This window comes from Chloroflexota bacterium (genome assembly GCA_018648225.1).
In the GTDB taxonomy this organism is placed as follows: domain Bacteria; phylum Chloroflexota; class Anaerolineae; order Anaerolineales; family UBA11858; genus NIOZ-UU35.
Genome location: JABGRQ010000144.1, coordinates 1 through 13,347 on the forward strand (window position 1 = coordinate 1; position 13,347 = coordinate 13,347).

Genomic DNA, 13,347 nt, shown 5'->3' on the forward strand with positions numbered 1-13,347 from the left:
GCGACGCAGGGGGCGCAATTGGCGTTGCAGGGCAGGAATCTGGTTGAAGCGGCGCGTGATTGTCAGCGCCGCAATTTGCCCCTCTAATAAGGCCATACCCGCGCCGCCAATCCCGGCGGCCTCGCCGACCGCGTATATGCCGGGCTGGCTGGTTTGCAGATATTTATCGCGTGCGGGAACCCAGCCACCGCGCATTGTACTGTATTCGTGCTGGCATTCGGCCAGTTGCGCTAATTCGGTGTTGGGGATAAGCCCAATGCCCAGGCAGAGCGTATCGGCGGCGATTTCTTTTTCGCTGCCGGGAATCGGTTTTCCGTCGCGGTCCAGCCGGGCGGTGGTAATGCTTTCGAGCTGGTTGTTGCCTGTTGCCTGGATGACAGTTTGCCCAAAGCGATAGGGAATTTTGTGCCGTTGGATTGTCCTGAGATAAGTGTTGCCTTCAAGCAGGCGGTTGATATTACCCCAAAGCGCGGTGACATGCGGCAGCCATGCACCAAGGTGTGTAGCTTCGAGAATTGCGATGATGCGCGCATCTTTGGCGACTAAGGCGCTGGCCGCGGCCAGCAATAGCGGCCCCGAACCGGCAAGCACGATGCGTTTGCCGGGCAGCAGGCCGTATTCTTTGGTCAGAATTTGCGCTGCGCCCAGCGTCATCACGCCGGGTAGCGTCCAGCCGGGGAAGGGCGGCACCAACTCGCGCCCGCCGGTGGCAATGATAATCTGCTCGGCTTGCAGGTTGAAATTTCCGTTTGGCCCGTGGAGCGCCAGGGTGCGATCATCGATCCCCCAGACCAACGTGCCAGTTTGAAGATCAATATGGGGGTGGGGAAGTTGCTGCAAAAAAGCGCGGGTGCGCTGCTCGGCGCGGGGAATGCTCTGAGTGGCCTGCCGCCCGGTACCGCGCAAGTATTGCCCCCCCGGGCGCGGGGATTCATCGATGAGCGTGACACGCAAACCAGCCTGAGCGGCTGTGATGGCCGCCGCCAACCCCCCTGGCCCTGCCCCGATAACTGCCAGATCAGTCGTTTTCATTTGGAATTGTGCGAATCCGCATCCCGGGCTGGATGCGTGTCATGCAGGCGCGTTGATTGGGGATTCCATCAATCGTGACCAGACAGTCGAAACAGGTTCCCATGCCGCAGAAGATACTGCGCGGCGCGCGTTCTTCGGGCGTATGACGAAAGATTCGCACCCCGGCGGCGAGCAATGCTGCGGCCACACTCTGACCTGCCGAGGCCTGAACGGATTGGTCGTTGATTTCGATACTTTCCAGAATCATTTGTTGTGTCATGGTCGGAAAGATGATTCACCACAAAGGCACCCAGTCACCAAGAAATACAAAGGATTTGTATTGGTCCACAGAAGTTTGAACACTGAATTTCTTATCAAGGAAGCCATGAAGTCATGAATTTTTCTTCCTGCGTTCCTGGTTTCCTTATGAACACATGGCTATTTGCCGCTTTTGAGTCTTGGTGTCTTTGTGGCGATACTTTATTGGTTCTGATTATTGGGTATTCTCTTCTACGTAATCTTTAAGCCGTTGAGCAATATTCTCATCCAAGGGTGGGTCTTGATGTTGAGTTAGTAAATCTTGCCAGCGTTGACGGGCGCGGGTGGTGGTATCTTGTTGATCGCCATCCCACCAGGCTTCCAAACCAGAGCGATCTGCGAGTTTGGGCTGCCAGAATTCGGTGCGGCAACGCTTGAGCGTATGATCCTCCCCGAGGAAATGACCGCCAGGGCCGACATTGGCGATGGTCTCTGCGGCCAGGGTTTCGGCATTGACATCGAAACCGCGCAGGTAATGACGCAGCATACCGACCATTTCATCATCCATGACAAATTTTTCGTAGGAGAAAGCCAGATACGAACTGACGATACCGCCAGAGTGCAGAATAAAATCCATGCCGCTGAGTACCGTAGTCATCAGACTGAACATCGATTCGTAGCCCGATTGGGCGTCGGTGGTACTCGCATCGGTCAGCGCGCCGCCGCCGCGGGCGGGCAGACCATAGAAACGGGCCAGTTGGGTATGCGCACTGATGCACAGGGCCAGTTCCGGGCTGCCGATGGCTAGAGCGCCGGTGCGCATATCGATGTTGGTGGAAGTGGAGCCATAAAGCATTGCAAGCCCGGGGCTGATGAGTTGAGCCAGTACAATTCCTGCCAGCAATTCAGCATTTTGTTGGGCAATCACCCCCGCCAAGGTAATTGGTCCGGTAGAACCCGCCATCACCAGCGTAGCAAAAATCAACGGTTGGCGGGCGCGGGCGTAGGCCATGATGGCTTCAATCATATCCGTACCGTAGGCCATCGGGCTGAGAGGGTTGATCAACCCAAAAGTGACATATTTTTCGGGGGTGCCACCGAAGAGAATCGCACTCATCTCCAGGGTGTGTTGAGAACCCACTGCGCCCTCCGAACTGCCGAGATAGGGTTTATCGGAGTGCAGCATATTGGCGTAGAGCATCTCGATGTGGGCGTTTTCGCTAGGGGTGTCTTGTGGCTCGACCATCAGATGTCCGCTCACATCCTGGTTGGGGAGCATGTGCGCCAGTTTCACCAGATTGTGATAATCTTCGAGCGTAGGTGTCCGTTTTCCGGTTTCAGAATCCACCAAAAAAGGCGCCCCGTATCCCGGTGCAAAAACAGGGGTACCGCCGCCAATGGTAATCTCCCGCCCAGGGCCGCGTCCGTGCACTGTGAATTGTGCAGGAACCTGTTTGACAGCCTTCATAACCTGCGCTTCGGTCAGAAATACAGTTTGCCCCTCGGTTTTGAAACCGTGCTCCTGAAATATTTGAATGGCGTTTTCTTCGGGAAAATGGATGCCAACCGTTTCCAGTAGTTGCATACTGGTATCATGGATGGCCTGGAGATCGGATGGTGAAAGATGTTCGATCCAGTTTTTTAACATTGATGCTCCGTTTGATATTCAACGCTGAGTTCTATGTTGTTGCTAATGCCCGCGCAAGAAACTGCTGCCCTCAAGGTGAACGCCCTCCGCAAAACGAGTGGGGCGAAGTGAATTCTCTGCTGGTTGCATTTTTCCAGTGACCAGATCAGCGATGCGTTTTCCGGCTTCGGGCGCCAGCATCACGCCAGCCCAATAGCCGCAATTCAGGTAGAAACCGGGCACATCGGGCACAGGCCCAATCAGAGGGTGATCGTCGGGGGTGTAAACATATTGCCCGGCGCTCACAATTACATCGCTGGCTTTGAGTGTTTCGGCAATCCCTTCCCAGAAGGGGAATAGAGGCAACAGGTTTTCGATATTTTGGGCGGCGAAGTAACGATCCGTAGGGATATTTTCGGAGGGGGCGCTGACGGGTTCATCAGGATCAACCCAACCGATCAGGGCGCCGCCGGTTTCGGGACGCCAGTAGGAATCGCGGGAAAGGTCAATTGAGAGGGGGGCGTTGGGCGGGATCTCGGCCCGGGGCTTGATATATGCTTTCTGGCGGCGTACTGGCCGAACGGGAATCTCCAGCCCAAGCAGATTGCCGACCAGTCCGGCAAATGGCCCCGCGGCATTGACAACTAAGCGGGTGGCAATTGTGCCGCGGTCGGTCTCGACCCCACTCACGCCCTGAGAGTCGCGCGTAATCCCCAGCGCTTTGGTGCTGACCAAAAAGCGCGCCCGGCTGCCGCGGGCAAAGCCCTGCGTGGCTTCGTGCGATGAGAGCCAGCCATCTTTTTGGCGGAATGTGGCCGCAACCGCGTTTTCACTGATATAGGGAAAGCGCTGACGCACTTCGTCGCCGGTGAGATATTCGGAATCGGTGATGCCCAATCGGTAATGCGTCTTTACCGCCGCCTCGACATCGGGGATCATCGCCGGATCATCGGTGACAAAGAGATACCCCTGATGATGGATGCCAATATCGATATCGGGGATGCCAACTACTTCGGCAAAATTTTCGAAGATTTCAATGCTGGGTAGGGCAAGTTCCGCCATTGCGGGTTCGGTAAATTGGGCGCGAAAACTTTCGATGGAGGTGGGCGTTGTCAGTGTGGAGAGTCCCAGGCGCATTTCCACGAGTACAGTTTCCAGCCCGGCGCGCGAAAGCCAAAACGCAGTCGCTACACCAACGATGCCGCCGCCAATGACGACGGCATCTGCCTCGTGAGGAAATGATTCAGTTGTTGGTACAAATATCTGTTTCATGCGCTTTCTTTGGGGGCGCGCCACACTCGAATTTTGGCAACCAGCCAGGTGTACAGCCCCGCCAGTCCACCGGGGTAGTAGATCATCACTAAAACCATCAACACGCCATAAATCACCAGATGCAGGCCGGGTAATTGCGTCAGATTGGAGCGCAAGAATTCGATAAAGAAGACGAAGGGGAAGGCCACCGCGATACCACCCCACAGGCTGCCGCGCCCGCCAATATAGGCGATTGCCAGCACTTCCACGGTTTTGGAGGTATGCATCAAGGTCATCGGTGTCAGCGAGCCAAAGTAGTGGGCATAAAATCCGCCTAACCAACCAGCGAAGAAAGCCGATACTGCAAAGTTAAAGACGCGATATTTGGTGGGGTTAATGCCAGATGCCCGCGCAGCATCGATATTTTGGCCGATGGCACGGAAGGCCAGCCCGTAGTTGGAATTGGTGATTAATTTCAGGGTGATATAGACGACCAGCATCATCCCCAGGATGATGTAGAAATATGGGCGGTTGCCAGCGCCGCGTTCCAGCAGACTCACCGGGGCCATGCCTAGCGGGCCGCGGGTCCACTCGACCATATTATTAACAACGCCCATCAAGGCGATGCCCACAAACCAGGCCATCACTGCGGCAAAGATGCCTCGCAGACGCAAGGTCAACATACCCAGCAACAACCCAATCAGGCCCGCCACGATTGCGCCTACCCAGATACCAATCCAGGGTGACAGGCCGTATTGCATAATGATGGATGGCCGCGTGTTAGTGAGCATGCCTGTGGTGTATGCGCCCAACCCAACCAGGGCTGCGAAACCAAAATTAACCACGTTGATAAACCCGGCTGTAAAGTCGAAGGCAACCGATTGAGCCGCCAGAAATGCGCCCATAATCATCCAGCGCAGAATATGTTCCTGATCAAATGGAGGAATGTACGGAAGCAGGGCAATGACGATGAACAGAATCAACCCCAGGGGATTAAAGCCGATTTTAGCCAGAAGAGCCACGCCGCGCTGCCAGGTGTTCGAGTTTGATGTGTCGTTCATAAATGGTGCTCCTCTTTATTGTTCCTGAATGCCTTTAACTTCGCTGCCAAAGAGTCCAGAGGGGGCGAGCAGCAAGACGATAATCATCACAACGGTAGGAATAACGGTTTCCCATGTAATTGTAAAGAATAGCTGCGTCGCGGTTTGTAGCAGGGCAACGATAAAGCCGCCAACAATCGCTCCAGCAATATTGCCCAGGCCCACCAGCATGACTACATACCAGGCGAAATACAGCGGTTTCAACCCCACCGTGGGGTAGGCCTGGAACATAAAGAGCAATGCGGCGCCCGCAATCGCGGCTGTCGCTGTGGAGAGTGAGAAGGTCAGGGTTTGGATAAAGTTGAGGTTGATACCAACAAGCTGCGCGCCGGTTTCATCTTGAGAAACGGCACGCACCGCTCGCCCTGTGCGGGTACGGCGCAAGAAGAACCACAATACGCCGATGGTGACCATCGCAACGAAGAAGGCTCCGAGGCGATCTGCCGAAAGACGCGCACCTAAAAATTCAATTGGTTCGATGTCCCAATATTTGGGAATGCCTCTGAAGTTTGGCCCGATGGTGAGGGTTGCGCCATTGGTCATCACAAATGAAATCCCCACGGTTAGCAGGAAGGCATTCATCACCCAGCCAGAGCGCGTGCGTTTACGCAGTGGTGCGAAGATCAATCTTTCAATGATAATACCTAAAATAGCGCCTACCAATCCTGCGGCGAGAATGCCAACAAATGGAACTAATGTCCGTAGCATTGCGTTAGGGGTTTCGCCCATAGATTCAACCAACGGGGTAAAAACAAAATAGGCTACATAGGCGCCCACCATAAACGATTCGCCATGTGCAAAGTGGGGGATATTCATCACGCCGAAAACCAGCGCTAAGCCCACGGCCAGCAAAGCCCACATGCCGCCTGCAATGATTGTGTTTAATATCTGCGCAGGTCCGCCTTTGATGCCCACAATAACGACCAGGAAGAGCGAAAAAACGCTTACCAACACAACGGGAAGGTTATCTTTGATGCGAGTCATCAGCGATGTTTCCATCGCTGGCGCTGCAAGGGTTTCTTTTGCCATAGGGATTTCTCCTTCTTCGAGAAAAGCTCGATTATGAAGACCTGAAAGTTGCTTGCATGTTATATACCCAGGTAAGCATTACGAACGTGATCGTTTTCTTTCACTTCGCGGCTTGGCCCTTCCATGACAATACGGCCTTGTTCGAGAATATAAGCCCGATCGGTAATTTCAAGGGTTGTATTGACATTTTGCTCAACCAGTAGAATTGTGACGCCCTGCTGGCGCAATTTGAGCAAGGCTGTAAATACATCGTGAACCAGGTTGGGCTGCAAACCGAGTGAGGGTTCATCTACTAACATTAACTGCGGTTTCGACATCATGCCGCGCGCAATCGCCAACATTTTGCGTTCACCGCCGCTCATCGTACCTGCAAGCTGATTATGTCGCTCAGCCAGGCGGGGGAAAAGTTCAAAAATATATGCCAGCGTTTCGAGTTGCAGTTCTTTGTCTTTTACTGCATAAGCGCCTAAAATCAAATTTTCGCGCACGGACATATCAGTGAAAAGATTAAGATCTTCGGAAACATAACTGATGCCCATGCGGCTGATCGTATGCGCGGGCAGCGTGCTAATGTCTTTCCCGTTGAATAGTATTTTTCCGCCTTTGGGCTTCAACAAACCTGAGATACTGCGTAAGGTAGTTGATTTTCCTGCGCCATTGGGGCCAACCAGGGCTACGAATTCGCCTTTCTCTACTTGCAATGAAATACCCCAGAGAACCTGTAAGAAGTCGTAACCAGCATCAAGATTCTTTAGCTCAAGCATGGGGAAGCTCCTCTTTGCCCAGATAGGCTTCTATGACTTTGGGGTTTTGCAAAACATCATCCGCGGTGCCTTCGGCGATTGTCGTGCCGTATTGAATTACCATGACTTCATCGCAAATACCTTTGATGAGGCGCATAATATGTTCTACCGCAATGATCGTGACGCCCGTATCTCGAATGCGTCGGATCAAATCCATGATCGATTCGAGTTCCCCAGGTGTCAGGCCCGAAGCCAGTTCGTCTAAAAGCAGGAGTTTAGGTTTGCTAACAATTGCCCTGGCTAAATCCAATCGTTTGAGTTGAACTGCATTTAGCTGTTGAGCGGGTGTATTTGCAGGTTGATTGAATTCGACAAAATCCAGCGCTTCGCGGGCGCGTTTTTCTGCCGGGATATTAAAATGCATGGTGCTGCCAAATATTGCGCCGACTTTTACATTCTCCAGGACAGTTAATTTTGGGAAGGGACGCGGAATTTGGAAAGTTCGTGCAAGGCCCTTTCTACACATGATATCGGCGCTGGACCCGGTGGTGGTTTCGCCCATAAACTGGACGCTGCCACTCGTGGGGGGGAAAGCCCCCGCAACGGAATTCAGAAAGGTGGTTTTTCCTGCACCATTGGGGCCAATTAACCCATAAATTTGTCCCTGCTTAATTTGCATGGAGACGCGGTTGACAGCAGTCAGCCCCCCAAATCTTTTGGTGACATCTTTTGCATCAAGTATCAACATATGTGCTGCCTCTCTTGATAATATGAAGGGGTGGTACGCAAAATGTACCACCCCAGTTCTATTTAGCTGTTAGGGTTTGGGAGTGAGTTTCTGTTCGGCCCAAGCAGTGGGGAAGATGATTTTGCCTTCACCGTCGAAGTATTGCAGGACGGGGAAGATATAGTAACCTTCACCAACAACCGGGTCAGGAACAACTTCTGCATTGGTAGAGTAGTTGCTCATCACAATGCCATCTGTGTAAGCCCACTCACCCGTCCAGAATTTTTCCTGAATAAATTGGTATATGGTTTCGCTAGTGAGTTCGCCGTATTCCGCGTAGGTGGCTTCAGCCATAGCAAGCCAGAAACTGACACCATCGTAAGAGAGGCCGCCAGCGGATGGGCTAGGAGCGAACCCAGCCTGAGCTTCAAACTCAGCCGCAAAGGCCACACCATCAGCCGTTGCCCAACCGGGGATCTGATCGAGGACGTAGTTGGATGCCTCGCCAATCGATTCATACCATTCGCCGAACCAGCCGAGGCCGTCCATGATGACCAGGCTTTCCAGACCGACTTCGTCAACCTGCTTGATGAAGTTAGAAACGACGGGTAGTGCGGTGCTGGTGCCGGCAATGAGAGCGGGATTGAGATCGACAAACTTGTTCAGTAGGGGGTAGAACTCAGTTTGATCGATTGCAAAGTATTCTTCAGCCACAACGGTCCAGCCAGCTTCTTCAAGTTGACCTTTGATGGCAGTACCAAAGCCGCGACCCCAGTCAGTATCTTCACCAAAAATGGCCACGGTTTTCTCTTCAGGTGCCCAAGTGCCGTTGGCAATCGCTGCTTCAAGCGTTTGTACGTATGGTAATGTAATCTTGTCTTGCGAAGGCCAGCCTTTGAATGCCCAGTACCCGTAATATTCGGGATCGGATGCAAAGGTTTCATTGACAACTGCTGTAGCGCCGAAGCCGAAGACATGCGGAATCTGGTGTTTGGCAGTAATTTCCATAGCCGCGACGGCTACAGAGCTGTGCCAGTTGAGCACGCCAGCCTGGATGCCATCCTGAACGACAGCTTGCTCATAAGCCTGCGATGCTTTTGCGGGGTCAGATTGTGAGTCGATCCAGACAACCTCAATCGCGTAGGGACCAACCTGCCAGTTTGCAGCATCAAGTGCCATATTTGTGGATTGCTTGAATTCGTCACCTGTGCGGGCGCTGGGGCCACTGAAGGGGCCCATTACGCCTAGCTTGAAGGCTTCGGTGGCTTCCATTGGTTCTTCAGCAACTACTTCCATTTCGGAGGGAGCAGCGCCTCGGGGAGTAAATTCTTGTACGGCCCATTCAGGCGGGTAAATGACCTTGCCTTCGCCATCGAAGTATTGCAGCACGGGGAAGATGTAATAACCCTGTCCAACAACGGGATCAGGAACGGTTTCAGCGGTGGCGGCGTAATTGCTCATCACAACGCCATCGGTGTAGCTCCACTCACCGGTCCAGAGGTAGTTCTCAATGAACTGGTAGATGGTTTCGCTGGTCAGTTCGCCATATTCTTCATAGGCGGCAGTCGCCATAGCAATGAAGAAATTGGCGCCATCGTAGGAGAGACCACCTGCCGAGGGGCTGGGGGGGAAGCCAGCCGCGGCTTCAAAATCGGCAGCGAAGGCCTGGCCTTCAGCCGTAGCCCAACCGGGGATCTGGTCGAGGACGTAATTAGAGACGTCGCCGATGGACTCATACCATTCGCCGAACCAGCCGAGGCCATCCATGATGACCAGGCTTTCCAACCCGACTTCGTCAACCTGCTTGATGAAGTTGGAAACGACGGGCAGAGCGGTGCTGGTGCCAGCGATGAGCGCCGGGTTTAGATCTTTGAATTTATTCAGCAGAGGATAGAACTCGGTCTGGTCGAGAGCGAAGTATTCTTCGGCCACAACGGTCCAGCCAGCTTCTTCGAGTTGGCCCTTGATGGCGCCGCCGAAGGAGCGGCCCCAGTCGGTGTCTTCACCGTAGATGGCCACGGTCTTCTCTGCGGGGGTCCATTTACCAGTGGCAATGGCATCTTCAAGCGCCTGAACGTAGGAGATGCTCAATTTGGAGGGAGAAGGCCAGCCTTTGAAAGCCCAGTAGCCGTAGTATTCGGGATCGGATTGGAAGGTCTCGTTGACCACTTCCGTTGCGCCGAAACCGAAGACATGCGGAACCTGATGTTTGGCGGTGACTTCCATTACAGAGACAGCTACAGAACTGTGCCAGTTGAGCACGCCAGCCTGAATGCCATCTTGAACAACGGCCTGTTCGTAAGCCTGCGCGGCCTTAGCCGGGTCAGATTGTGAGTCGATCCATACGGGTTCAATCTTGTACGGGCCGATCTGCCATTCAATAGCATCAAAAGCCATCGTTGCAGATTGTTTGAATTCGTCACCCGTGCGGGCGCTGGGGCCACTGAAGGGGCCAAGGATGCCGAGCTTAAAGACATCAGTAGCTTCTTCTGCTTCTTCTGCGGGGGCTTCCGCTTCCATTACTTCTTCTGCGGGGGCTTCTGCCGCGGGTTGGCACGCGCTCACTACCAAAGCAAAGGTGAGCAGCAATGCCATTAAAATGAATAGACTCGATCGCTTAAAATTCATTCGGTACTCCTCCTGTCAGAGTATATGGATAGATTGAATTGAAAATGAGCTTTTGGTGAAGTTGTATTGAAAATCACCTCCTTTTCAACATGTAAGTGATTCGGGAATCGTGATTGGAAATTATGAAGTTAATCGTTGCTGGTCATGTCACGATGATAACAAAAAACAACCATCGCTATGATTTCAATTCAACGATGGTTGTTGTATGCAATGTAACTTTCCATAGAAAGAACCTTAAATGGATTGCTCTGGCTCAAATTGCCAGCAGCTTGATGAAGATAACAAAAAGCAGTGCTTATGGGGAGTGATGAGTGGCAAAACAGGGACACCGGTATTTTGCATGTTGATTTCTCAGCAGATAAAATTGCTTTGGCAACCGATAGTATTGTCTGGAATTGCAGTTATAGAAAAAGCCAAAATTAACAATATGTGATTTATATATCGCTAATATATCAGAAGATTGATAGCTTGTCAAATTAATTCATAAATAGTCGGATGGATAAGATGTGCCTATGGATGAGTTTTTATAAAATTCTCGTGACTACTCAGCCTTGAACAGAAAGTGTCCGAAAAAAAGGTGTGTGGGGTGCGCACCCCACACACCTTTTTTCGGAATTCTATCTGCAAAGGCGTAAGCCTGAGCAGCTACTATCATACTTATTTTTCCCACATGCTGGATTCGTCCAGTAATTTTTTATCTTCCGGGCCAAGTTTGATATGGATACTCCCCAGATTATCTTCTAATTGTGTGAGATTACGCGGTCCGATGATGGGGCTGGTGATCACAGGGTCGGCAAGTAGCCAAGCCAGGGCAATCTGTGAGATTGACGCGTTGTGTCGTTTGGCTGTGTTTTCAGCTACTTCAAGCGTATTCCAGCCACGCGGCGTAAAGTAGCGTCGCTTGGCGCTATCGGCGCGCACGCTTTCGGGAATGGGTTGGTCGGGGCGGTATTTGCCAGTAAAGAACCCACCGCCCAAGGGGCTATAGGGGATGACCCCGATGTCAAAGGTTTCGCACACCTGGGCGAGTTCGCGCTCAAATTCTGCCCGGTGGCCGAGATTGTAATGCGGTTGCAGCGAGTCATAGCGTGATGTTTTGAGCGTATCTGCAACCCACAGCGATTGCATCAGCCGCCAGGCTGGATAATTGGACGCGCCCGCATAGCGCACTTTGCCTTGACGGATGAGATCATCCAGTGCCAGCAGAGTTTCTTCAATGGGGGTTTCTTCGTCGTACCAATGCGTTTGGTACAGGTCGATATAATCGCAATTCAGGCGGCGCAGCGAATCTTCAACCGCGTTCAGGATATGATAACGGGAAAGTCCCTGATCGTTGGGGCCGTCGCCCATCGGGCCGCGCACTTTTGTGGCAATTACCACTTGATCGCGCGGAATGTTAAACTTCTTCATCCAGCGGCCAATGATTTCTTCGGCCACGCCGCCGGGGTTGCCATCTACCCAGCGCGAGTAAATGTCGGCTGTGTCGATAAAATTGACGCCAGCCGCATAAGCGGCATTTAGAATTTCATACGCCAGTGCCTCATCGGCAGTCCAGCCAAATTGCATCGTCCCCAGACAGAGTTCAGATACTTTCAGGCCTGTGCGGCCAAGTTTGCGATATTCCATTGGGATTATTCCTCCATATTTGATATTTCGTGTTTTTAATTTGAGAGATCTCGCATCACGGGGCGGCTGCGAACCCACAACCACAATGTTTGCACACCCATCCCCAAAGTGAAGGCGATCAACCCCACGTACAGGCCGGTCATCTCGCCCCAGGCAATGCCCAAACCTAATAATACACCAATTGTCACCAGAAAAATCAGTACAGCTTCCGGGATGGCGCGGGTCTTTTTGCTATTGAGAATGGCACCCTGATACCAACTTTGCAGTGTGGTCAACGCAGGCAAAAGCAGCGCCAGCCACATTCCGATATGTGCAAATGTAGCCAGTTCCGGTGATAGCGCGGAAACACGCTGGAACCAGATCGGCGCCAGGGGTGTGGCAACCAGCCCCAATTGCAGAATTGTCAGAAATCCAACCAGCAGAACGGTGAAACGGCGTAGCGCTTTGGCGGCTCCGGGCTGATCCAGCATGGAAACTACGACTTCGTTATAGCCCATCCCCATGCTGCGGAAGAGAAAACTCAGCCCGATGACGACCGGCCAAACCGCGAGCGATTCGAGCGCCTGAGGCATACGGCTGAGCGCCGCGCTGCCCAAGGGTTGAATCAGCAAACTGAGCAGGGATGTCATTGCCAGGGGGATGTAGAATTTAAAAAAGACGCGATACGTGAGCGGGGGACTCAGCGCCGGAGCATTGCGCAATTTGCCGCGCTTTACCCGGATGGCTGCTAATCCGGCGAATGCCGCTTCGCTGACGACACCCGCCGCGACCGCCGAGGTTGCCACGACGATCCCGGGGAGGGTTTTCATCGAATAGCCGATGAGTAACACAATGATATCCGCACTCAAGCGGATGAAGGTGCCCGCGGTTACCGCCCAGCTTTGCCCGAAGCGGATCATCAACCCCTGATTGAAGCGCCGGTAGGCAATTGACCATGTCCACGGAGTCATGATTTTCAAGCCAATGCGCGCCGGCTCGATGATCTCGGCGGGCGCGCCGATCAGCTTTTCGACGACGAAATAATACAACGGCGTGAAAGCGACGGCCATGTGCAGCGCGGTCAGGATCGCACTGGTGATCATCATAAAAGTATTCAGCTTGCGATACGATGCCCAATCTTTGCTCAGCGCGGTTGAAGCCGCCAATAGCATGATGATAGGCGCTTCAATGATCAGTGAAAGTGGAAATACCACTCCGCCATAGGCAGCCAGGTTGATTTCAGGCTCGGCCAGACGGGCTACAATGGCGCTCAACGCAGGGAGTTCCAACGCCATTAGTGCCCAACTGCCCGCCAGCGGCAGCCAGGTGATGAAGATTTTCCGAAGCGAAACGGGATTTAAGGAAGAT

The 13,347-nt window shown here is 52.9% G+C and carries 12 protein-coding genes; 1 reads left to right on the forward strand and 11 read right to left on the reverse strand.

Annotated features, from left to right (window positions below):
• From HN413_13935 to HN413_13975, 9 genes are all read right to left on the reverse strand, one after another.
• The coding region (locus tag HN413_13935; GenBank protein ID MBT3391496.1) for an FAD-dependent oxidoreductase at window positions 1-1,032 on the reverse strand (1,032 nt) is incomplete at its 3' end.
• Window positions 1,019-1,291: a (2Fe-2S)-binding protein gene (locus HN413_13940; protein MBT3391497.1), complete on the reverse strand. Its 273-nt coding sequence runs from the start codon at window positions 1,289-1,291 to the stop codon at window positions 1,019-1,021. The genes HN413_13935 and HN413_13940, both read right to left, overlap by 14 nt.
• Window positions 1,292-1,504: 213 nt before the next feature.
• A complete protein-coding gene (locus tag HN413_13945) occupies window positions 1,505-2,917 on the reverse strand; it encodes a trimethylamine--corrinoid methyltransferase (GenBank protein ID MBT3391498.1) in 1,413 nt (470 codons plus the stop codon).
• A gap of 42 nt (window positions 2,918-2,959) precedes the next feature.
• On the reverse strand, window positions 2,960-4,168 hold the full coding sequence (locus tag HN413_13950; protein ID MBT3391499.1) for an FAD-binding oxidoreductase: 1,209 nt from the start codon (window positions 4,166-4,168) through the stop codon (window positions 2,960-2,962).
• Complete coding sequence (locus HN413_13955) at window positions 4,165-5,208, reverse strand: branched-chain amino acid ABC transporter permease (GenBank protein MBT3391500.1); 1,044 nt, start codon at window positions 5,206-5,208, stop codon at window positions 4,165-4,167. Before HN413_13955 ends, HN413_13950 begins: the two co-directional genes overlap by 4 nt.
• Window positions 5,209-5,223: 15 nt before the next feature.
• Window positions 5,224-6,276, reverse strand: coding sequence for a branched-chain amino acid ABC transporter permease (locus HN413_13960; GenBank protein MBT3391501.1), 1,053 nt, complete (start codon window positions 6,274-6,276; stop codon window positions 5,224-5,226).
• 59 nt (window positions 6,277-6,335) lie between these two features.
• Window positions 6,336-7,040, reverse strand: a complete 705-nt coding sequence (locus tag HN413_13965) for an ABC transporter ATP-binding protein (GenBank protein ID MBT3391502.1) — start codon at window positions 7,038-7,040, stop codon at window positions 6,336-6,338.
• Window positions 7,033-7,767, reverse strand: coding sequence for an ABC transporter ATP-binding protein (locus tag HN413_13970; GenBank protein ID MBT3391503.1), 735 nt, complete (start codon window positions 7,765-7,767; stop codon window positions 7,033-7,035). The genes HN413_13965 and HN413_13970 overlap by 8 nt, the downstream gene beginning before the upstream one ends.
• A gap of 69 nt (window positions 7,768-7,836) precedes the next feature.
• Window positions 7,837-10,374 (reverse strand): ABC transporter substrate-binding protein, encoded by a 2,538-nt coding sequence (locus HN413_13975; protein MBT3391504.1) that lies wholly within the window; start codon window positions 10,372-10,374, stop codon window positions 7,837-7,839.
• A 122-nt stretch (window positions 10,375-10,496) separates the two neighbouring features.
• Between HN413_13975 and HN413_13980 the strand changes: the two genes are divergently transcribed.
• Window positions 10,497-10,682 (forward strand): hypothetical protein, encoded by a 186-nt coding sequence (locus tag HN413_13980; GenBank protein MBT3391505.1) that lies wholly within the window; start codon window positions 10,497-10,499, stop codon window positions 10,680-10,682.
• A 349-nt stretch (window positions 10,683-11,031) separates the two neighbouring features.
• On the opposite strand, the gene HN413_13985 is transcribed toward HN413_13980, so the two are convergent.
• Together HN413_13985 and HN413_13990 are read right to left on the reverse strand one after the other, a co-directional pair.
• Entirely contained in the window at window positions 11,032-12,000 is a 969-nt protein-coding gene (locus HN413_13985) for an aldo/keto reductase (GenBank protein MBT3391506.1), read from the reverse strand.
• Window positions 12,001-12,035: 35 nt separating this feature from the next.
• Window positions 12,036-13,347: hypothetical protein (locus HN413_13990; protein ID MBT3391507.1), on the reverse strand; the 1,312-nt coding region annotated here is incomplete at its 5' end.